This is a genomic window from Pseudomonas sp. GM80, assembly GCF_000282515.1.
GTDB lineage: Bacteria > Pseudomonadota > Gammaproteobacteria > Pseudomonadales > Pseudomonadaceae > Aquipseudomonas.
This window is the reverse complement of record NZ_AKJD01000060.1, coordinates 38,745-60,746: the sequence shown is the minus strand read 5'-3', so window position 1 is coordinate 60,746 and position 22,002 is coordinate 38,745. Positions and strand designations below refer to the sequence as shown.

At 61.2% G+C, this 22,002-nt stretch carries 15 protein-coding genes and 1 pseudogene; 13 read left to right on the top strand and 3 right to left on the bottom strand.

All coding sequences use genetic code 11. The features are described from left to right. A partial coding sequence (locus tag PMI37_RS09750) for a retention module-containing protein (protein WP_008080364.1) occupies positions 1-3,199 on the bottom strand: 3,199 nt, incomplete at its 3' end. A gap of 357 nt (positions 3,200-3,556) precedes the next feature. Here PMI37_RS09750 and PMI37_RS09745 point away from each other — a divergent pair. From PMI37_RS09745 to PMI37_RS09700, 10 genes are all read left to right on the top strand, one after another. Further along, positions 3,557-4,909, top strand: a complete 1,353-nt coding sequence (locus tag PMI37_RS09745; RefSeq protein WP_008080363.1) for a TolC family outer membrane protein — start codon at positions 3,557-3,559, stop codon at positions 4,907-4,909. Positions 4,910-4,942: 33 nt separating this feature from the next. After that, the gene (locus PMI37_RS09740; protein WP_008080362.1) at positions 4,943-7,099 is read left to right on the top strand and encodes a type I secretion system permease/ATPase; all 2,157 of its coding nucleotides are present in this window, start codon (positions 4,943-4,945) and stop codon (positions 7,097-7,099) included. After that, positions 7,089-8,456 (top strand): HlyD family type I secretion periplasmic adaptor subunit, encoded by a 1,368-nt coding sequence (locus PMI37_RS09735; RefSeq protein ID WP_008080361.1) that lies wholly within the window; start codon positions 7,089-7,091, stop codon positions 8,454-8,456. Before PMI37_RS09740 ends, PMI37_RS09735 begins: the two co-directional genes overlap by 11 nt. Positions 8,457-8,800: 344 nt before the next feature. Then, positions 8,801-9,697: a TauD/TfdA dioxygenase family protein gene (locus PMI37_RS09730; RefSeq protein ID WP_008080359.1), complete on the top strand. Its 897-nt coding sequence runs from the start codon at positions 8,801-8,803 to the stop codon at positions 9,695-9,697. Positions 9,698-9,719: 22 nt separating this feature from the next. After that, the gene (locus PMI37_RS09725; RefSeq protein WP_008080358.1) at positions 9,720-10,580 is read left to right on the top strand and encodes an ABC transporter ATP-binding protein; all 861 of its coding nucleotides are present in this window, start codon (positions 9,720-9,722) and stop codon (positions 10,578-10,580) included. A 20-nt stretch (positions 10,581-10,600) separates the two neighbouring features. After that, the gene (locus PMI37_RS09720) at positions 10,601-11,467 is read left to right on the top strand and encodes an ABC transporter permease (protein WP_008080357.1); all 867 of its coding nucleotides are present in this window, start codon (positions 10,601-10,603) and stop codon (positions 11,465-11,467) included. A gap of 131 nt (positions 11,468-11,598) precedes the next feature. Next, on the top strand, positions 11,599-12,516 hold the full coding sequence (locus tag PMI37_RS09715; RefSeq protein ID WP_008080355.1) for a LysR family transcriptional regulator: 918 nt from the start codon (positions 11,599-11,601) through the stop codon (positions 12,514-12,516). Between the two features lie 191 nt (positions 12,517-12,707). Then, complete coding sequence (locus tag PMI37_RS09710) at positions 12,708-14,246, top strand: MFS transporter (RefSeq protein WP_008080343.1); 1,539 nt, start codon at positions 12,708-12,710, stop codon at positions 14,244-14,246. Between the two features lie 26 nt (positions 14,247-14,272). Beyond that, positions 14,273-15,343, top strand: a complete 1,071-nt coding sequence (locus PMI37_RS09705) for an HlyD family secretion protein (RefSeq protein WP_008080342.1) — start codon at positions 14,273-14,275, stop codon at positions 15,341-15,343. Next, positions 15,340-16,914, top strand: coding sequence for an efflux transporter outer membrane subunit (locus PMI37_RS09700; protein ID WP_008080341.1), 1,575 nt, complete (start codon positions 15,340-15,342; stop codon positions 16,912-16,914). The genes PMI37_RS09705 and PMI37_RS09700 overlap by 4 nt, the downstream gene beginning before the upstream one ends. 61 nt (positions 16,915-16,975) lie before the next feature. Here the strand turns inward: PMI37_RS09700 and PMI37_RS09695 are convergent, their stop codons facing one another. Both PMI37_RS09695 and PMI37_RS09690 read right to left on the bottom strand, forming a co-directional pair. Beyond that, the gene (locus PMI37_RS09695; RefSeq protein WP_008080340.1) at positions 16,976-17,281 is read right to left on the bottom strand and encodes an XRE family transcriptional regulator; all 306 of its coding nucleotides are present in this window, start codon (positions 17,279-17,281) and stop codon (positions 16,976-16,978) included. After that, a pseudogene (locus tag PMI37_RS09690) lies at positions 17,274-17,637 on the bottom strand (type II toxin-antitoxin system RelE/ParE family toxin). Before PMI37_RS09690 ends, PMI37_RS09695 begins: the two are co-directional and overlap by 8 nt. Before the next feature lie 170 nt (positions 17,638-17,807). On the opposite strand from PMI37_RS09690, the gene PMI37_RS09685 reads away from it, so the two are divergent. The 3 genes from PMI37_RS09685 to PMI37_RS09675 are packed head-to-tail and all read left to right on the top strand — an operon-like array spanning position 17,808 to position 22,000. Further along, the gene (locus tag PMI37_RS09685) at positions 17,808-18,587 is read left to right on the top strand and encodes an efflux RND transporter periplasmic adaptor subunit (protein WP_008080339.1); all 780 of its coding nucleotides are present in this window, start codon (positions 17,808-17,810) and stop codon (positions 18,585-18,587) included. Continuing rightward, positions 18,584-19,903: an efflux RND transporter periplasmic adaptor subunit gene (locus PMI37_RS09680; protein ID WP_008080331.1), complete on the top strand. Its 1,320-nt coding sequence runs from the start codon at positions 18,584-18,586 to the stop codon at positions 19,901-19,903. The genes PMI37_RS09685 and PMI37_RS09680 overlap by 4 nt, the downstream gene beginning before the upstream one ends. Next, positions 19,904-22,000, top strand: coding sequence for a biotin/lipoyl-binding protein (locus PMI37_RS09675; RefSeq protein ID WP_008080330.1), 2,097 nt, complete (start codon positions 19,904-19,906; stop codon positions 21,998-22,000). It abuts the gene before it with no gap. Positions 22,001-22,002: the final 2 nt, after the last annotated feature.

Genomic DNA, 22,002 nt, shown 5'->3' with positions numbered 1-22,002 from the left:
CGGTCACCGCTGGCGTGGTGCTTGGCACCAGGTTCTCGAAGTTGCCGCCGGTGGCGTCCTTGATAGTCACTTCGACTTTGCCGGCGTCTTTGTAGACGTCATCGGCAGGTGCAGCGACAGTCACGGTGCCTGTGGTTTTACCGGCCTCGATGGTGATCACCGAGCCATTGCTCAGGGTCACGGTGACCGGGGTGCCGGCCGGGTTGCTCAAGGTCGCGGTGTAAACGATCGAACCGCCTTCAGCCACAGTGCCGGTGGCGCTGAGGGTCAGGTTGGTGGTGTCGACGGTGTCGGTGACCGTGGTCGAAACCGGAGTTTTGTCTGCAACGAGGTCTTCGTAGTTGCCACCGCTGACGTTGGTGATCGAGTTGGTCAGCGGTGCATGACCATTCAGCGCATCGTTCGGTGCGGTGGTGGTCACGGTGCCGGTGGTTTTGCCGACTTCGATGGTGATGTTCTGGCCGTTGGCCAGGGTGACCACGACTGGCGAACCGGTGACCGGAGCGCCGACAGTGGCGGTGTAGGTGACGGTGCCACCTTCAGCAGCCGACTCGGTGGCGGTCAGTTTGACGGTGGTGGTGTCGACGGTATCGGTGACGTCGGTCACTGCCGGAACGGTGCTCGGCACCAGGTTTTCGAAATTGCCGCCAGTTGCATCCTTGATGGTGACTTCAACTTTGCCGGCGTCTTTATAGACGTCATCGGCTGGCGCTGCGACGGTCACGGTGCCGGTGGTTTTACCCGCTTCGATGGTGATGACAGAACCATTCGAGAGTGTCACGGTGACAGGCGAACCTGCTGCGTTGGTCAGGGTCGCGGTGTAAGTGATCTGGCCGCCTTCAGCCACAGAACCGGTGGCGCTCAGCGACAGGTTGGTGGTGTCAGCAACATCGGTAACAGTGGTTGAAACCGGCGTCTTGTCGGCCACCAGATCTTCGTAATTACCACCCGTAACACCGGTGATCGAGTTGGTCAGCGGCGCATTGCCGGTCAACGCGTCATTCGGCGCGGTGGTGGTCACGGTGCCTGTGGTTTTGCCGACTTCGATGGTGATGCTCTGGCCGTTGGCCAGAGTCACGGTGACCGGCGAACCGGTGACTGGCGCGCCAACGGTGGCGGTGTAGGTGACCGTGCCGCCTTCAGCGACGGAGGTATCGGCAGTCAATTTAACGGTCGAGGTGTCGATGGTATCGGTGACTTCGGTCACGGCTGGAACGGTGCTCGGCACCAGATTCTCGAAGTTGCCGCCCGTTGCATCCTTAATGGTCACTTCGACTTTGCCGGCGTCTTTATAAACGTCATCGGCCGGTGCAGGGACGGTCACAGTGCCGGTGGTCTTGCCCGCATCGATGGTGATCACCGAGCCGTTGCTCAGAGTCAAGGTTACCGGTGTGCCGGCAGGATTGGTCAGGGTTGCCGTGTAAACGATCGAACCACCTTCGGCCACAGTTCCGGTCGCTGTCAGCGACAGGTTGGTATCGTCGATCGAGTCGGTAATGGTCGTGGTCGCTGGCGTGGTGTTCGGCACCAGGTTTTCGAAGTTGCCGCCGCTGGTACCGGTAATCGTGGTGCTGACGGTGCTGCCATTGTTGTAGACGTCATTGGCCGCAGTCGGCACGTTGACGCTGCCGGTGGTTTTGCCGGCCTCAATGGTAATGGTCGAACCGTTCGACAGGGTGATCGTCACCGGCGTTTGCGCCGGGTTGGTCAGGGTCGCGGTGTAAGTGATCTGGCCACCTTCGACGACAGTACCGGTAGCGGTCAGGCTCACGCTGGTGGTGTCGATCGAATCGGTAACGTTGGTGGTCGCTGGCGTCGTGTTCGGTACCAGGTTCTCGAAGTTGCCGCCGGTTGCACCGGTAATCGTGGTGCTGACGGTGCCGCTATTGTTGTAGACGTCGTTCGCTGCGGTCGGCACGTTGACGCTGCCGCTGGTCTGACCCGCGCCGATGGTGATGATCGAACCGTTCGACAGGGTGACGGTCACCGGTGTCTGTGCCGGGTTGGTCAGCGTTGCGGTGTAAGTGATCTGGCCACCCTCGACCACTGTGCCGGTGGCGGTCAGGGTCAGGTTGGTGGTGTCGATCGAGTCGGTGATGGTGGTCACCGCTGGCGTCGGGTTCGGCACCAGGTTCTCGAAGTTGCCGCCAGTGGCACCGGTGATGGTGGTGGTGACGGTACTGCCGTTGTTATAGACGTCGTTGGCCGGCGTCGGCACGTTGACAGTGCCGGTGGTCTGGCCTGCGCCGATGGTGATGGTCGAGCCGTTCGACAGGGTGACGGTCACCGGAGTCTGGGCCGGATTGGTCAGGGTCGCGGTGTAAGTGATCTGCCCGCCTTCGGTGACACTCGGGCCCGCCGTCAGGGTGACGGTGGTGGTGTCGATGGTGTCGGTGACCTGCGTCGTCGCCGGAGTGGTCGGCGGCGTCACGGTGATGCCGTTGCCGCCCGTGGTGCCGGTGACGGTCACGTCGATTTGGGTCGGGTCGTTGTAAACCGTGTCGTTCGGCGCCAGCGGCACATTGACGGTGCCGGTGGTGGAGCCGGCCGGAATTACGATCACCGCGCCGTTGGACAGGGTGATGGTCAGGTCGGTCAGCGGTGCCTGGGTCAGGGTCGCGGTATACACCAGCACGCCGCCGGCTTCGGTGATGGTCGGCGTGGCGCTGAGGCTCAGGGTCGACTCACGCAGGGCGTTGGTGGTGGTATCGGTGGTCTGCCCGCCGGTGATGTTTTGCGCGGCCTGACCTGCAGAGTTAATGCCTGCGGTCGGGAAGCCAATGGTCGGGTCGACGCGGCCAGCGGTGGCGTCGAGCATCACGAAGCTGTGGCCACCCCCGGCGGCACCGCCAGTGCCTGCCGCGCTCGGGCCGGCAGCGGTGGCTTCAAGGGCGGTGGTCGGGTCGACACCGGCGGCGATGGCTTGCTGCAGTTCTGCTACCGACGGCGCAGCCTGCGCGGTGGCTTCAGCCAAGTCGGTGCTGGAGTCGGGCGCGCTGGCGCTCCACTGGGTTTCGCGGCCCAGGTCGAGGGTGCGGCCATCCGCCAATTCAAGCGACACGGCGCCGGAGAGGCCGGTGTCGATCTGGTCGCCGACAAACAGGCGATCGCCTTCAACGAGTACGCGACGTACGCCCTCTGGGGACACCACGAATACCTGACCAACAATGCTTTTGACGATGGCAACAACACTGCTCATTGAAGACTCTCCGGGTGTCACGTTCAGTTGACTTCCATGGACCTGATGGCATGGGCGCCGATTCAGTCTGGACGTACTTTAAAAATTTGCGAAACAAGTTTGACGCGTCTACTCGTCAATAATTTGGCTATATTCTTTCGCTATTAACTTTATGCCAAACTATTGACCTTATGGGTGCCATCCTAAACAATCGCCCCACTAATGTCACATTGATATTTCCGCGGCGACCTGTCCTTCAGCGTGTGATCCAGTTCCTGTTTTGAACTTTCCGACATACGGTCAATCTGGTTGCCATCATCCGACGCAGCGCCACGTTTTGCTGTGATTCAAGACAAGTAGTTCTGGGAAATTCCTATCATGCGTTCGCCCCTGTTTCTGGCTGTACCTTTCGCTCTCGCCGCCTCTTTTGTACAAGCACAATCCTTACCAGAAGCCATGCAACAGGCATTGGATGTCCATCCGGAAATCCAGGCAGGGGTCAACAGTCGTTTGGCCGCGGATTATCAATTAAAGGCAGCGAAAGGGGGATACCTGCCCAAGGTCGATCTGCTCGGCGGTTATGGCCGTGAAGGCACCGACAGCGTCACCACCCGTGCCGCCGGTAACAGCAACCACTGGGAAACCCTGAACCGCAGCGAGTCAAGTTTACGTCTCTCGCAAATGGTTTTTGACGGTTTTGCCACGTCCAGCGAAGTAGGGCGTCAACAAGCCACCGTCAACTCCCGCGCTTATTCCTTGCTCGGCACTTCCGAGCGCACCGCGCTGACCGTTGCTCAGGTGTATCTGGACGTGCTGACCCGTCGCGAATTCGTGCGTCTGGCCGAAGAAAACCTCAAGAGCCACCAGCGCATCTACGACCAGATCCAGTTGCGCACCCAGCGCGGCGTCGGCAGCGGCGCCGACCTCGATCAGGCTGAAGCGCGGATGGCTCAGGCCCGCAACAACCTGATCACCGAGCAGACCAATCTGGCCGACTCGGAAACCAACTTCCTCAGCGCCGTCGGCCAGATGCCCGATCAACTGGAGCGTCCGGCGCCGTTCATGGCGATGATGCCGGCCAACCTCAATGAAGCTCGCACGCAGATGCTGGAAAACAGCCCGATCCTGCGTTCGGCCGAGTCCGACATCGCCGCTGCCGAGAAGCAGTACGAAACCGCCAAGTCGACCTTCTACCCACGTTTCGACGCCGAACTGGGCCGCACCGCCGATAACGACCTCGATGGCCAGAACGGTCACAACAACGAGTGGCAAGCCATGTTGCGCATGCGCTTCAACCTCTATTCGGGCGGCAGCAACAAGGCCGATCTGGAGTCCAAGTCGTACCTGTCGAACCAGGCGCTGGACATCCGCAACAACGCCCTGCGCCAGTTGAACGAAGAGCTGGGCCTGGCCTGGAACGCCTTGAACAATGCGAACGCGCAGGTGCCGATCGCGCAGCAATACGTTGATCACAGCACCGCCGTGCGCACCGCTTACCAGCGTCAGTTCAGCCTCGGCGAACGCACCCTGCTCGATTTGCTCGACAGCGAAAACGAGTTGTTCACCGCGTCGCGGCGTCTGGCTGACATCAAAAACATTCAGTTATTTACTCAGTACCGAATCAAGGCGACCATGGGCGAATTGCTCAGAAGCCAGGGAGTGGTCGCACCGTTGGCATCCGTTGTGCAGAACGACGTGAAGCCCAAGGTCCAGCTGCCTGGGATGAATTGAGTTGTCCCTTTTCAACTGTTAAGAGTGTCGAGCGTGGAATCAGAAGTCAGTCGAGTTCATCTCAGTCATGATCCACGCGCGTTGCACGACGATCCGTTACTGGACGGTCTGCTTGCCCTTTGCATGCTGCACCAGAAGCCTGCCAGCGCGGCGATGCTGACCACCGGCCTGCCGCTGCCCAAACAACGCTTGAGTGTCGAGTTGCTGCCCCGCGCGGCGGCTCGCGCCGGCCTGCAAGGTCGAGTGCTGCAGCGCAAACTGGAAGAAATTCCGGCGATCGCCATGCCCGCGTTGCTGCTGCTCAAGGATGGCCGCAGCGCCGTCCTGCTCGGCTGGCAGGGTGACAATGAAGCGTGGGTGTTGCTCAGTGAAACCGACGGCGGCGAGTCCATCGTCAGCCGCGAACTGCTCGTCGACGACTACACCGGCAAAGTCTTCTTCGCCCAGCCGCAACACAAATTCGACGTCAACCACGGCACGCTGATTCCGCGCGCGCGCTCGTGGTTCCGCGACACCCTCAAGCGTTCGCGCTGGCTGTACGCCGATGCGATTGCCGCGAGTTTCCTGATCAACATCATTGCGATGGCCGCGCCGCTGTTCGTGATGAACGTCTACGACCGTGTGGTGCCGAACCAGGCCGAAGCGACGTTGTGGGTGCTGGCCCTCGGGATCACTGGCGCTTACATTTTCGACCTGATCCTCAAGAGCCTGCGCAGCCTCTGCCTGGACCTGGCCGGGAAGAAAACCGACCTGATCATCTCCGCCACATTGTTCGAACGCATCGTCGGCATGGCGATGAAATACCGCCCGGCGCGGGTCGGCAGCTTTGCGCAGAACATTCATGAGTTTCAGAGCCTGCGTGACTTCCTCGCCTCGCTGACCCTGACCAGCCTGATCGATCTGCCGTTCACTATCCTCATCTTTATTGTCATCGCCATTCTCGGCGGACATCTGGTGTGGATTCCGGTGTTGGCGTTCCCGATTGCCCTGGCCATCGGCTACGCGTTGCAGAAACCGCTGGTGGCAACCATGGAACGCACCATGGCCCTCGGCGCCGAGCGTCAATCGAGCCTGATCGAAACCCTCGCCGGCCTCGATGCGGTCAAGGTCAACAACGCCGAGAGCGAGCGTCAGTACCAGTGGGAGCAGACCATCGGCACCCTCAGCCGCCTCGAACTGCGGGTGAAAATGCTCTCCGGCCTGGCGATGAACATCACCTTGCTGATTCAGCAACTGGCCGGGGTGATCATGATCGTCTTCGGCGTGTACCAGATCATTGATGGTCACTTGAGCATGGGCGGTCTGATTGCCTGCTACATGCTCAGCGGTCGCGCGCTGAGCCCGTTGGCCTCGCTGTCCGGTCTGCTCACGCGCTATCAACAGGCGCGGGTGACCATGACTTCGGTCGATCAAATGATGGAGCTGCCGCAAGAGCGCAATTTCGAAGAGCGTCCGCTGAGCCGCAAGGTGTTGCAGGGTGCCATCGAATGCCGCCAGCTCAACTTCACCTACCCGGAACAACAGAACCCGGCGCTGAAGAACATCAACCTGGTGATCCGTCCCGGCGAAAAAATCGGCATCATCGGCCGCAGCGGCTCGGGCAAAAGCTCGCTGGCCAAACTGCTAGTGGGCCTGTATCAGCCGGACGATGGCGCCTTGCTGGTCGACGGTGTGGACATCCGCCAGATCGACGTCAGCGAACTGCGCTACAACATTGGCTACGTGCCGCAAGACATCCAACTGCTGGCGGGCACCTTGCGTGACAACCTGGTGTCCGGCGCACGCTATGTAGAAGACGAGTTAGTGTTGCAAGCCGCCGAACTGGCTGGCGTCCACGAATTCGCCCGTCTGCACCCGCAAGGCTATGAGCTGCAAGTCGGTGAGCGCGGGCAGAATCTGTCCGGTGGCCAACGACAAAACGTCGCGCTGGCCCGAGCGCTATTGCTCAATCCGCCGATCCTGTTGATGGATGAACCCACCAGCGCGATGGACAACACCGGTGAAGAACGCCTCAAGCAACGCCTCGCCGCCGTGATCGAAAACAAGACCGTGGTGCTGGTCACGCACCGGGCTTCACTGTTGTCGCTGGTCGATCGTCTGCTGGTGATCGATCGTGGACAGATTCTCGCCGATGGCCCGAAAGCCGCCGTGATGGAAGCGTTGAAGAAGGGGCAGATCAGTGTTGCTTAAGTCGGGTTTCAAGGATTCGATCCGTCGCTACTTCAAGGGCACTGCTTCGCTGCAGGGCCAGCCACTGCCGGAGGTCAACAAGGCGCTGATCGAGGACGCCCCGCGCGTCGTGCGCCTGACCATCTGGGCGATCATCGGCTTCTTCGTCTTCCTCATGCTCTGGGCCAACTTCGCCGTGATCGACGAAGTGACCAAGGGCGACGGCAAGGCGATTCCATCGTCGAAGATTCAGAAAATCCAGAACCTTGAGGGCGGGATCGTCTCTGAACTGTTCGTCAAGGAAGGCCAGATCGTCGAAGCCGGCGCACCGCTGATTCGTCTCGACGACACGCGATTTGCTTCTAACGTCGGCGAAACCGAGGCCGATCGTCTGTCGATGCTGCTGCGCGTTGAGCGTCTGAGCGCCGAAGTCGATGATCGTCCGCTGAATTTCCCCGAAGACGTGCTGAAAGCCGTGCCGGGTCAGGCCAAGAGCGAAGAATCGTTGTACATCAGCCGCCGTCAGCAGTTGCACGACGAGATCGGTGGCTTGCAGGAGCAGTTGATTCAGCGTCAGCAAGAACTGCGCGAATTCGCTTCCAAGCAAGCGCAGTATCGTCAGCAACTCGGCTTGCAGCGTCAGGAAATCAACATGTCCGAGCCGCTGGTGGCGCAGGGTGCGGTGTCCCCGGTGGAAGTCTTGCGTCTCAAGCGTGCCGAGGTGGAAACCCGTGGTCAGCTCGATGCAACGACGCTGGCGATACCGCGTGCCGAATCGGCGATCAAGGAAGTGCAGCGCAAGATCGACGAAACGCGCGGCAAATTCCGCAGCGAAGCGCTGACCCAACTCAACGAAGCGCGCACCGACCTGAACAAGGCCAGCGCGACCGGCAAGGCGCTGGAAGACCGCGTCAGCCGCACGCTGGTTACCTCACCGGTGCGCGGCATCGTCAACAAGTTGCTGGTCAACACCATCGGCGGCGTGATCCAGCCGGGCAGCGACATGGTCGAAATCGTCCCGCTGGATGACACCTTGCTCGTCGAAGCGAAGATCCGTCCGCAGGACATCGCCTTCCTGCATCCGGGGCAGGAAGCGATCGTCAAGTTCACCGCGTACGACTACACCATTTACGGCGGGCTGAAGGCGCAGTTGGAGCAGATCGGTGCCGATACCATCACCGATGAAGACAAGAAAACCACTTACTACATCATCAAGGTGCGCACTGAACGCAGCCACCTCGGCACGGACGAGAAGCCATTGCTGATCATCCCGGGGATGGTCGCGTCGGTGGACATCATCACCGGTAAGAAGTCGGTGTTGAGCTACCTGCTCAAACCGATCATCCGCGCGCGGGCTGAGGCGTTACACGAACGCTGATCCCCCAATAATCCTGTAGGAGCTGTCGAGTGGAACGAGGCTGCGATCTTTTGATCCTGTTTTTTAACAGCAGAATCAAAAGATCGCAGCGTGCCGCAGCTCCTACAGGGATGTCCGCAAAGTGTGAATAAGTGACAAAAACCGTCACTCACCATCCAGTCCATTCCGCCATATCGTTATTCATTAACGGTATTTAATTTCCAATTCTTATAGCTATAAAGTCATCCCCCTGCGTACCTGCCGACCAATCGGCGCGCCGCACGACCTGAACCAACACGCAATCCAGCGTGAGTGTCTGATCGACGAGCGCGCCCGTGAGCGCGCCGTGCGTGGGAGATGGAAAGATGTCCGCAGCTACTGCTTCCCCTGGTGTCGCGACCGCCGCGCCGCAAACCTTCGAGATTCGTCCCTTCAGCGGTGCCGTTGGCGCCGAGATCATTGGCCTTGACCTCACCCGGCCGATCAATGATCAGGACTTTGCGCGCATCCATCGCGCGCACCTTGATCACCACGTCGTGGTGTTCCGCGACCAGCAAATCACCCCGCAACAGCAGATCGACTTCAGCCGCCGCTTCGGTGTGTTGCAGATCCATGTGCTCAAGCAGTTCCTGCTGGCCGACCACCCGGAAATCCTCATCGTTTCCAACATCATCGAAAACGGCCAGAACATCGGCCTCGGCGATGCCGGCAAATTCTGGCACTCCGACCTCTCCTATAAAGCGCTGCCAAGCCTCGGCTCGATGCTTCACGCACAGGAGTTGCCAGAGGAGGGCGGCGACACGCTGTTCGCCGACATGCACAAAGCCTGGGACAACTTGCCCGAAGCGTTGCGCAAAGCGGTCGAAGGCCGCAGCGCCGCGCACTCCTACACGGCGCGTTACAGCGAGACCAAATTCGAAGGCAACTGGCGCCCGACCCTGACCCCGGAGCAACTCGCCCAAGTCGCGGAAGTGGTGCACCCGGTGGTGCGCACGCACCCGGAAAACGGCCGCAAGGCGCTGTTCGTCAGCGAGGGTTTCACCACGCGCATCGTCGGCCTGCCGGATGACGAGAGCCAGCAACTGCTGAGCGAGCTGTACGCCCACAGCGTGCTGCCGCAAAACATCTACCGCCACCAGTGGCAGCCCCACGACCTGGTGTTCTGGGACAACCGTTCGCTGATTCACCTTGCCGCCGGTTGCCCCGCGCACCTGCGCCGCAAGCTGTATCGCACGACCATTCAGGGCGACGCGCCTTTCTGATTCGCCGGAGATTGATCACATCATGAACGCTCCCTTGCCAGGCCACGCGGCCAGCAACCCGGTCGCCCGCAGCGAAGCGCTGCTGGCCGTCGATCACGTCAGCCTCGAATACCGCACGCCGCAACGTGTGGTGCGCGCCACTCACCAAGTCAGTTTTGAAATCGACCCGGCCGATCGCTACGTGCTGCTCGGCCCGTCCGGCTGCGGCAAATCTACCTTGCTCAAAGCGGTCGCCGGGTTCATTCAGCCGTGTGAAGGCGAGATCCGTCTGCAAGGCCAGCGCGTCGATGCGCCGGGGCCGGACCGGATAGTGGTGTTTCAGGAATTCGATCAACTGCCGCCGTGGAAAACCGTCAAACAGAACGTGATGTTTCCACTGCTGGCCTCGCGCACGCTGAAGAAGAAAGAAGCCGAAGAACGTGCGCTGCACTATCTGGAAAAGGTCGGCCTGGCGGCGTTCGCCGATGCCTATCCGCACACCTTGTCCGGCGGCATGAAAGCACGGGTGGCGATTGCCCGGGCGTTGGCGATGCAGCCGAAAATCCTCTTGATGGACGAACCGTTCGCCGCACTCGATGCGCTGACCCGCCGCAAGATGCAGGAAGAATTGCTGCTGCTTTGGGAAGAAGTGCGTTTCACCTTGTTGTTCGTCACGCACTCGATTGAAGAGGCTTTGGTGGTCGGCAATCGCATCCTTTTGCTGTCGCCACATCCGGGGCGGGTGCGCGTCGAAGTGCACAGCCATCAATACGATTTGCACAGCCTCGGTGGCGTGGCGTTTCAGGAATCGGCGCGGCGCATTCATCGTTTGCTGTTCGATGAAGGCCAGTCGCCGGAAAACGAGCGTGATCACGACTTCAACGACATTCGCATCGCCTATTGAGCGGCCAGGAGGACTACCCGATGAGCCATTCATCATCTGTGCGTGAAGAGTTCGAAATTATTTTAGAGCCGCTGACCGAAGTGCCGATAGAGCGAGAGCTGTCGCTCGGCACGCGGCTGTGGCAACAGGGCTGGTTGCGTAAAAGTCTGATCCTGATTGTGCTCGCTGTCGTGTGGGAAGTGGTCGCGCGGATTCAGAACAACGACCTGATGCTGCCGAGTTTCCTGCAGACCAGCCATGCGCTGTTCGATGGTGTGCTCAGCGGTGAACTGCTGGCCAAGGTGTGGATCTCGTTGGTGGTGCTGATCAAGGGTTATCTGATTGGCATTGTGCTGGCGTTTGCCTTGACCACCTTGGCGGTGTCGACGCAGTTGGGCCGCGATCTGCTGAGCACGATGACCTCGATGTTCAACCCGCTGCCGGCGATTGCCCTGTTGCCCTTGGCGCTGCTGTGGTTTGGTCTGGGGCAGAACAGCCTGATTTTCGTGTTGGTGCATTCGGTGTTGTGGGCGCTGGCGTTGAACACTTATGCAGGGTTTCTCGGGGTTTCCGAGACGCTGCGCATGGCTGGGCGCAATTACGGTTTGAAGGGTTTGCGGCTGGTGTTGTTCATCCTGATCCCGGCGGCGCTGCCGTCGATTCTGGCCGGGTTGAAAATTGGCTGGGCGTTCGCCTGGCGCACGTTGATCGCGGCGGAGTTGGTATTTGGCGCGACCAGTGGCAAGGGTGGGCTGGGCTGGTACATCTTCCAGAATCGCAACGAGCTGTACACCGACAAGGTGTTTGCCGGGTTGGCGGTGGTGATTCTGATCGGGTTGCTGGTGGAGAATCTGGTGTTCGACACGCTGGAACGCGTGACCGTGAAGCGTTGGGGGATGCAGCGCTGACCTGAAAAGATCGCAGCCTTCGGCAGCTCCTACAGGGGATCGCATTCCATGTAGGAGCTGCCGAAGGCTGCGATCTTTTGATCTGCTAGCATTGCACCCAGATCAATCCTGATCCGCCATGAGTGCTCAAGATGCAACTCCCGGACATGAACCTTCTGGTCGCCCTCGACGCGTTGCTCGACGAGGGCAGTGTGGTCGGCGCCGCGCGGCGGATGAACCTCAGCCCGGCCGCCATGAGCCGCACCCTGACGCGAATCCGTGAAGCCATCGGCGACCCGATTCTGGTGCGCGCCGGCCGCGGCCTGGTGCCAACCCCCAAGGCGCTGGAGTTGCGCGAACAGGTGCGCGACGTGGTCGAGCAGGCTGCGTTGCTGTTTCGCTCGGCCGATGCGGTGGAGTTGGGCACGTTGCGCCGGCGTTTCAGCATTCGCGCCAATGACTTTTTCATTGGCGTATATGGCGGCAAGCTGTTCGACACGCTGGATCAACTGGCGCCGCATTGCGAGCTGCGTTTCGTCCCGGAGGGTGATGGCGATGATGAAGCGCTGCGTGAAGGGCGCATCGACCTGAGCGTCAGCAACACTCGCCCGGTTTCCCCGGAAGTGAAAGTGCAGAACCTGTTTTCCACTCATTTCGTTGGCTTGGTGCGTGAAGATCATCCGTTGCTCGATGGCGAAATTACCGCCGAACGCTACGCCGGGTTTTCGCACATCAGCATGTCGCGACGCGGTATCGCCCGTGGCCCGATTGATACCGCGCTGAACGCGTTGGGCCTGGAGCGGCGGGTGGCGGTCATCGCGCCGAGTTTCCATGCGGCGATGTTTGCTTTGCCTGATTCCGATCTGATCTTGCCCGTACCTAAAGAGGCGCTGCTCAGCGTACGCCGGCTCGGATTGAAGCTGCGTTCGTTCGACCTGCCAATCCCGTTGCCGACGTTGATGCTGACTCAGGCCTGGCATCCGCGCTTTGATAAAGATCCGGCGCACCGCTGGTTGCGAGAGACACTCAAGGCCTGCTGCGACGAGACGTGGCTGGCGGCACAACCCTGAAGATCAAAAGATCGCAGCCTGCGGCAGCTCCTACATTGGAATGCATATTCCTGTAGGAGCTGCCGCAGGCTGCGATCTTTCGCTTTTAATGATTGCGTCTGGCGCACTTATAAGCTGCCAATAAGTCAATTTTCGTCATTGCCAAGCCCGACTAAGATGCTCCGGTATTTTTCCCTCCGGAGTGTGTATTCATGACATCCCTGACGGCGGCAGCGTCCATCGCTGCGGCCAGCCCGGCGAAGGCGGCGACGCCACCGGTGTTCGGGGCGCGGATCATCATCGGCCTGGTCGGCGTGCTGCTGGCGGTATTGGTGTCGGGCCTCAACGAGATGGTGACCAAGGTTGCCCTGGCCGACATTCGCGGTGCGTTGCACATCGGCTACGACGAAGGCACCTGGCTAGTCGCCAGCTACACCGCCACCTCAGTCGCGGCCATGGCCTTCGCGCCGTGGTGCTCGGTGACCTTCTCGTTGCGCCGCTTCACCCTCTGCGCGATCGGCCTGTTCACCTTGCTCGGCGTGCTGTGCCCGTTCGCACCGAACTACGAAAGCCTGCTGCTGATGCGCATCCTGCAAGGCCTGGCCGGCGGTGCGTTGCCGCCGATGCTGATGACCGTCGCCCTGCGCTTTTTGCCAGCGAACATCAAACTGTATGGCTTGGCCGGCTATGCATTGACGGCGACATTCGGCCCGGGCCTCGGTACGCCGCTGGCCGGTTTGTGGACTGAATACGTCGGCTGGCAGTGGACGTTCTGGCAAATCATCGTGCCGTGCCTGATTGCCATGGCCGCCGTCGCGTATGGCTTGCCGCAGGATCCGCTGCGCCTGGAGCGCCTCAAGTCGTTCAACTGGAAAGGCCTGCTGCTGGGTTTTCCGGCGATCTGCATGCTGGTAATCGGTCTGTTGCAGGGCAATCGACTGGACTGGTTCGAGTCGAGCCTGATCTGTGGATTGCTCGGTGCCGGCTCGCTGCTGTTGGTGGCGTTCCTGATCAATGAATGGTCGCAGCCGATTCCGTTTTTCAAGTTGCAGATGCTCGGTATCCGCAACCTGTCGTTCGCCTTGATGACCCTGGCCGGGGTGCTGATAGTTCTGCAGGCGGTGGTGTTGATTCCGTCGAGTTATCTGGCGCAGGTGCAGGGTTATCGGCCGGCGCAGACTGCCCCGATCATGCTGATCGCTGCATTGCCGCAACTGATTGCGCTGCCGATGGTGGCAGCGTTGTGCAACCTGCGCTGGGTCGACTGCCGCTGGGTGCTTGGCATCGGTTTGAGCATGTTGACGTTGTCCTGCCTGGGCGGATCGCTGCTGACTTCTGAATGGATTCGCGACAATTTCTACGTCCTGCAATGGCTGCAGATCTTCGGTCAACCGATGTCGGTGTTGCCGCTGTTGATGTTGTCCACCGGCAGCATCCAGCCGCAGGACGGGCCGTTCGCCTCGGCGTGGTTCAACACGGTAAAAGGCTTGGCGGCCGTGGTCGCTACCGGGGTGATCGAAGCGCTGACCACCGCGCGTCTGCATTTCCACTCGACCATGTTGGTCGACAACCTCGGTAATTCGCCGCTGGCCGATCACAGCGATCCGGGCCTCGCCCATCGCCTGCACGAACAGGCTGTGGTGCTGACTTCTTCCGATCTCTATGTGTGCATGGCTGGCGTCGCAGTGGCGCTGATCCTGCTGATTTTCTGGCTGCCGACGCGGATCTTTCCGCCACGCGCGCCGACCTGATTGCTTCACTGAAACAGAAGGTTTTTATGACGACTCAAGCAAAGCAAAAACTCGCGGTGGCCATCGCCGCCGCACTGGCGGTCGGCGTGCTGGTGTACCTGGCGCTGCCCGGCGTGTTTGGCAAACGTACTCAGCAAAACACCAACGATGCCTTTGTCTCCGCCGACTACACGCTCGTCGTGCCGCGCGTGGCCGGGTTCATCAAGGAAGTCTTGGTGGAGGACAACCAGCAAGTGAAGGCGGGCCAGTTGCTGGCGCTGATCGATGATCGCGACTTGCGTGCTTCAGCCGAGGCGGCGGATGCGCAGACACTGGTCGCGCGGGCGCAGTTGCAGAACGCCAAAGCGACGCTGGAACGCCAGACGTCGGTGATCGCCCAGGCGCAAGCTTCGGTGGTGTCGGCCAAGGCTGAAATGGCCTTCGCCCAGCAGGAGTTGAATCGCTACAACCATTTGGCCGGCGTTGGTGCCGGCACGGTGCAAAACGCGCAACAGGCACGTACTCGCATCGATCAGGCCACGGCTCATCTCGACACCGCCACGGCAAAACTGGCGGCTGAGCGCAAGCAGGTCGACATCCTCACCGCTCAGCGTGACGCGGCTGAAGGCAGCTTGAAACATGCGCAAGCGGCGCTGGAAATTGCCAGTTTTGAACTCTCCTACACGCGCATCACTGCGCCGCAGGATGGAATGATTGGCGAGCGTGCAGTGCGCGTCGGTGCGTATGTGACGCCGGGCAGCAAGCTGCTGGCGGTGGTGCCATTGAAGCAGGCCTATGTGGTGGCGAATTTCCAGGAGACGCAACTGACCGACGTGCAGCCAGGGCAAGAGGTGCAAGTACGCGTCGACAGCCTGGGTGGCGAAGCGTTGAGTGGCCGTGTCGAGAGTATCGCCCCGGCGACTGGCGTGACCTTCGCAGCAGTCAAACCGGATAACGCCACCGGTAACTTCACCAAGGTGGTGCAGCGGATTCCGGTGAAGATCATGCTGGAACCGGGTCAGGCGCTCGCCGAGCGGTTGCGCGTGGGGATGTCGGTGGAGGCGAGTATTGATACGCGCAGCTCGGCGACGTCGGTGCGTGAGGTGACTCAGCGATGATTTGTGGTAATTCGACTGGCCTCATCGCTGGCAAGCCAGCTCCCACAGGGGTTCTCGGTGGGACTAGAGTTTTCGCACAACCTGCAAAGTCCCTGTGGGAGCTGGCTTGCCAGCGATGGGGCCAGTGGCAGCCACTGATTTTCAGTGCCTTGGTGACAGCAAGCCTCAGCGCCTGCACCGTCGGCCCGGACTTCCAGAAACCCGAAACCACACAAATCGCCGACTGGGCCAAACCGGCCAAGTCCGCGCCCAGCCAAGCCGTCAACGAACCGTTGAACGAACGTTGGTGGGAAGTCTTTCATGACCCACAACTCTCCGCGCTCACCCAGCGCGCCGTCCGCAGCAACCTTGACCTGCAACTGGCCAGCAGCCGCCTGCAACAAAGCCGCGCCGCCCGCCAAGTGATCACCGCCGACCGCTATCCGAACACCGCCGCCACCGGCAGTTACGGCCGCGAGCGCAACAGCGGCAAAGGCCTGAGCGATCCGTCCGGACACAACGGCGATTCCGCGTTCAATCTGTGGGACGCCGGTTTCTCCGCGTCATGGGAACTGGATTTCTGGGGCCGCGTGCGCCGCGAAACCGAAGCCGCCGACGCCAATCTCGAAGTTGCCGAAAACGACCGGCGCGGAGTGCTGCTGGCTGTGCTTGCCGACACCGCGCAGAACTACATCCAGTTGCGCGGCGTACAGAACACTCGCGCCGTCACTGAGCAGAACCTCGACGTCGCCCGGCACAGCCTGAAACTCTCGCAACTGCGCCTCGCCGATGGCGTGGCAACTGACCTCGATGTCGCTGAAGCCGCCGCGCAAGTCGCCGCCATCGAGTCGCGCTTGCCGGCACTGGAGCAACGCCAATCACAGTTGATCAACGCGATCAGCCTGTTGATGGGCGAACCACCGCAAGCCTTGGCCAAAGACTTATCCACCGACGCCGCCGTGCCGCAGTCGCCGCTGCAAGTCGCTATCGGCTTGCCGTCGCAACTGGCTGAACGCCGTCCGGACATCCGCCAGGCCGAAGCGCGCCTGCACGCGGCCACTGCCAATATCGGCGTGGCCAAGGGCGATTTCTATCCGCGCATCACCCTGTCCGGCAACCTCGGCTCGCAAGCCATGCAACTCAGCGACTTTGGCTCGTGGGGCTCACGCGCGTTCGGCATCGGCCCGCAATTCAGCCTGCCGCTGTTTGACGGCGGGCGCCTGCGCGGCGTGTTGCAATTGCGCGAAGCTCAACAGCAGGAAGCCGCCGTCGCCTACCAGCAAACCGTGTTGCGTGCCTGGCACGAAATCGACGATCAACTGACTGCTTACAACGCCAGCCAACGCCGCCGCGACAGCCTTGCCGAAGCCGTACGCCAGAACCAGATCGCCCTGCGCACCGCGCAACAGCAATACGTCGAAGGCGTGGTTGATTTCGTCAACGTGCTCACCGTGCAAGGCGCGTTGCTGGCGACGCAGGAACAGTGGGTGGAGAGTTCGACCGGCGTTTCGCTGGCGATGGTCGGGTTGTATAAGGCGTTGGGTGGGGGATGGGAGTCGGTGTATCCGGCAGGAGGGATGGCGCAGCTTTGAGGTTTCCCCTAGAGGACGAATTTGGCTAATAGAGCATTTCAACGGCTGAGTGAGTGGAACCTCAGCCTGCGAAATTTTCGATTTTGATTTGTCCGTCGGGAAACGTCGCGATGATTTCGAGTTCTCCGCCCATTGCACGGATGTAATTACGCAGTGTGCTGATGTACATATCCGTACGTCGCTCCATCTTCGAAATCGCTGCCTGATTGACATGCAACGTTTCGGCAAGCGTTGCCTGACTAAGCGCTTTGGCCTGTCGCAGCTCGTTCAGCGGCATTTCCTTGATGTGTTGTTCGTAGATCGAATGGGCGCGCTCCCGGGCTTCGGGGGTCATGCGCGCCTCGAGTTCGGCAAATTTCTTAGCCATTTTTACAACCCTCTTTGCGCAATGTTTCGAGATGCTCATCGTACAGTTGATCGGCGATCGGGACGTTGACTTCATACCAGCGATCCTGACCGGTTTTATCTCCACCGATCAATAGCAGGGCGCAGCGCCTGGGATCAAACGCATACAGTATCCGGTACGGTCTTCCGGCATGTTGAACACGCAGTTCCCTTAAATGCCCATGCCGCGCGCCATTGATTGCGCTGCTGTGCGGAAAGCGTAATCCTGGGCCAAATTGACCCAGCAGTTTCACGCTCGCAGCCACCGAGCTCTGCTCGTTTTCAGTCAGATCTTCCCACCAGTCGCCGAACTCGTCGGTGTATTCGATCCCAATTCATGGGTATCGAATATGAACGTTATGGAATATTCCATCAAGGTTATATTTTAGATAGGTTGACCATAGCTCTTCACTCGCGCGACAGCAAGGATTGCGATGCAATGATGGCCTTTCGCTTGACGCTAACCCCCGCTGTCGTAGACTCCGCACATCCGTCAGGGAGTAGCGGTTATGCAGCGTTTTCGTGGTTGGGTTGTCGGATTGACCTTAGTTACGTGTGCAGTTCAGGCGCAAACGCCCGGGCCAGACGATCCGCTGCTGGATAATCCGGGGACGGCGGCGGCCACCGTGAGCAGTGAGGCGCGCGGGGTGTTGCGGGCGCGTGATCAGGCGACGCTGGCCAGTGAGCTTTCCGGGCGGATTGTCGAGTTGCCCTACAGCGAGGGCGAGTCGTTCAAGAAGGGCGATACGCTGGCGAAGTTCGATTGTTCGGCCTATCAGGCGCAACTCAATGCCGCACAGGCGGCCAGTCGTGGTGCCGGTGAAGAGCTGGCGCACAACAAACAGTTGGCCGCCCTCAATTCTGTCGGCCGATTCGAAGTGGCGCGGGCCGAGGCCAAGGTCAGCGAAACCCAGGCGCAATCCCAGGTTTATCAAGTGCAGGTCAAGCGCTGTAGCGTGGTCGCGCCGTTCGACGGGCAAGTGGTCGAACGCAAAGTGCAGCGCTATGAAAGCGTGCCGGCCGGCGCACCGCTGCTTGATGTCGTCGATAACCGTACCCTCGAAATTCATTTGCTGGTGCCGTCACGGTGGATGGCACGGCTCAAGCCCGGCCAGACCTTCAGCTTCGTTCCCGATGAAACCGGCCAGCCGATCGATGCCACGGTCAAGCGCCTGGGCGCGCGAATCGATGAGGGCAGTCAGACCCTGTTGCTGGTCGCCACACTCCCCGAAGCCAAAGGCTTGCTGGCCGGCATGAGCGGCACGGCACGTTTCCCGGAGCTTAAGTGAACGCCCCGGTGAGCGGCGGCGCCGAGCAGGTATTCGCCAGGTTTCTTGACCTGGAACGCCAGACCCGCGCTGCCCGCGACGCCTCGCAACTGGCCTACAGCCTGGTCAACGATGGCCAGGCGCTGTTCGGCTTTCGTCATGCGGCGTTGTTGATTGCCGGCAAGGTGCAGGCGGTCACCGGGGTCAGTGCGGTGGAGCCCAACGCGCCGTTCGTGGCGTTCGTCGAGCAGGCCGTGGCGCAGTTGTTCAAACAGGGTGTGCTGCAGCAGGCGCGGGTGATTGCCCCGGAATTGCTGAATGACAGCATCCAGGCTGACTGGCGCACGCTGTCGGCGGCGCAGGTGTTCTGGCTGCCGCTGATCGACCGCGACGCTCAGGTGTTTGGCGGTTTGTGGCTGGCGCGCGATGTGCCGTGGAACCCTTCCGAACAAGTCTTGCTGTCGCAATTGGGCGACACCTACAGCCACGCCTGGCTGGCGCTGCAACCGCGCAAACCGTGGCGGTTGCGCTGGACACGTAAACGCCAAGTGGCGCTGGTCGCGGTGCTGTTGCTCGGGCTGTTGATCCCGGTGCGCCAATCGGTGCTGGCCCCGGCTGAAGTGGTGCCGCTGGGCGGCCGCGTGGTGGCGGCGCCGCTGGACGGGGTGATCGCCGAGTTTCTGGTCAAACCCAATCAAACAGTGAAAACCGGTGATGTGCTGGTGCGTTTTGAAAGCACCACGCTGAAGGCGCAGGCCGATGTCGCCGAGCGTGCGCTGGGCGTGGCCGAGGCGGAATTGAAATCCAACTCGCAGCGCTCGTTTGCCGACGCGGAATCCAGTGCCAAGGTCGATTTGCTCGCCGCCCGCGCCGAACAGAAACGCGCCGAACGCGACTACGCCCGCGAGTTGCTCAACCGCAGCGAAGTGCGCGCCGAACGCGACGGCATTGCGGTGTTCGCCGACGCCGAACGTTTGACCGGCAGACCGGTACAGACCGGCGAGCGCCTGATGGAAGTCGCCGATCCGAGCCAGGCCGAGCTGCGCATCGAACTGGCCGTGGGCGATGCGATTGCCCTTGAGCCCGGTGCCGAGGTGGCGCTGTTTCTCGACAGCGATCCGTTGAAGCGCCATCTCGCCACGCTGGAACGCTCGGCTTACGAAGCGCAACCGACGGCGGGCGGGCAACTCGCTTACCGGCTCGACGCCAACTTCGCCGAGGCGCCGCCGCGTATCGGCCTGCGCGGTACGGCGAAGATTTTCGGTGATCGCGCGCCCTTGGCGCTGTATCTGCTGCGTCGGCCATTGGCAGGCCTGCGCCAGAGCGTGGGCCTGTAAATGAACCTGCCGAGCCTGCGTGCCGACCTGCAATTGTCGTCCGCGGCGCCGGCCCTGGACGGTTCGCCGCGCTGGACCCTCGCCGATCCGGTGCGCGGACGTTATTTCAAGCTCGGCACGGCGGCGATGCGCTTGTTGCGCCACTGGTCGTTGGGCGATGCCGAACAGGTCTTGCGCGCGGCCAATCGCGAACCCGGCCTGCCGCTGGATGGCACCGAGCTTGAGCAGTTGCTGGAGTTTCTTCGCGGTCACGATTTGATCAGCGCGCTCGATGACCAGCAGCGCGCCAGCTACCGGCTCAAGGCGTTGGCGCAGCAGCAAAGTCTGTGGCAAATCCTTCTGCATCAATATTTGTTTTTCCGCATTCCGCTGTGGCGCCCTGACGCTTTTCTCAATCGTGCCTGGCCATGGCTGCAGCGCTTCGGTCCGCGTCTGCTGCGTTACGGCTTGCCGGCAACGCTGGCGTTGGGCGTATTTCTGGTGTCGCGGGACTGGCAACGCTTTGTCGGGACGTTTCCCCACCTGTTCAGCCTCGGCGGCGCCATGGCGTTCGGTGTGGCGCTGTTTTTCGCCAAGCTCTGCCACGAATTCGGTCATGCGTTCATGGCCAAGCGTGCGGGCTGTCGGGTGCAGAGCATGGGCGTGGCATTCATGGTTTTGCTGCCGATGTTCTATACCGATGTCAGCGACGCCTGGCGGGTCAATGACCGCCGCGCGCGGTTGCTGATCGGTGCCGGCGGTGTGCTCGCGGAATTGCTGTTGGCGTGTATCGCGTTGCTGGCGTGGTCGTTGTTGCCTGACGGCCCGGCACGCACGGCGGCGTTCATGCTCGCCAGCGCGACATGGATCACCACGCTGGTGGTCAATCTCAATCCGTTCATGCGCTTTGACGGGTATTTTCTGATCAGTGATTTTTGGCAAGTCGACAACTTGCAGGGTCGCGCGTTTGCCCTGTGTCGCTGGCGCCTGCGGGAGTTTTTGTTTGGCTATGGCGCACCCGCGCCGGAGCCTTGGTCGCCGAAGATGCAACGGCGTTTGCTGATCTGGGGGTATGGCTCGTGGTTGTGGCGTGCGGCGTTGTTTTTCGGGATCGCGCTGGCGGTCTATCACCTGTTCTTCAAGGTGTTGGGGATCTTCCTGATGCTGGTGGAACTGGTGTGGTTCATCTTTCTGCCGATCATGCGTGAGTGGCGCCAGTGGTGGAGCCGTCGCGAGCAGGCGCACGCTCCGCGCGTGTTGCTCAGTGCATTGGCGCTGCTCGGGCTGCTACTGGTGCTGATCGTGCCGTGGCGCAGTTCGGTGGAACTGCCGACGATGCTTGAGGCCGGGCGCGCCAGTGCCTTGCATGCGCCGACGGCGGCGCGGGTCAAAGCGGTGAAGGTAACGGATGGGCAGAAGGTTGCGCAGGGCGATGTGCTGATCGAGTTGGAGTCGCCGGATCTTGAATCGCGTCTGGCGATTGTCCGCCGCGAAATCAAAATTCAGCAGTTGTTGATGCGCCGCCAGGCCGGTCGCAGTGAAACCGCCGCGGACGCCGGCATCGTTGAGCAACGCCTGGCAGAAGCGGTGGCCGAGTACCGCGGCTTGAGCGCCCAGCGCGAACGCTTGCTGCTGCGCGCGCCGCATGCCGGCAGCGTGCGCGATCTGCTGCCGAATATGACGGTCGGGCGCTGGTTATCGACCCGCGATGCGCTGGCCCGGGTGGTCGAAGACGGTGCACGGCTGCGCGGATATCTGGCCGAAGCCGAGTTGTGGCGAGTCAAACCGGGGGCCAATGGCCGTTTCATCGCCGATGACCCGATGCACCCGGCGCTCGCCGTGCAATTGAATGAAATCGACACCAACGGCGTGGCTTACGTCGATCAGGAGGCGTTGACCTCCGATCACCACGGGCCGATCGCCGTGCGTCGCGATCAACAGCAGCGGGCGGAGCCGGTGCAGGCGCAATACGGCGTGCGCCTGAGTGTATTGACGACGGCATCGACCCCGACGCAACCGTTGCGCGGCGTGGTGGTGTTGCAGGGCAGCGGCGAATCGCTGCTCGGTGTGGCGTGGCGCCGGGTGGCGGCACTGGGCGTCAGGGAAAGCGGTTTTTAGGG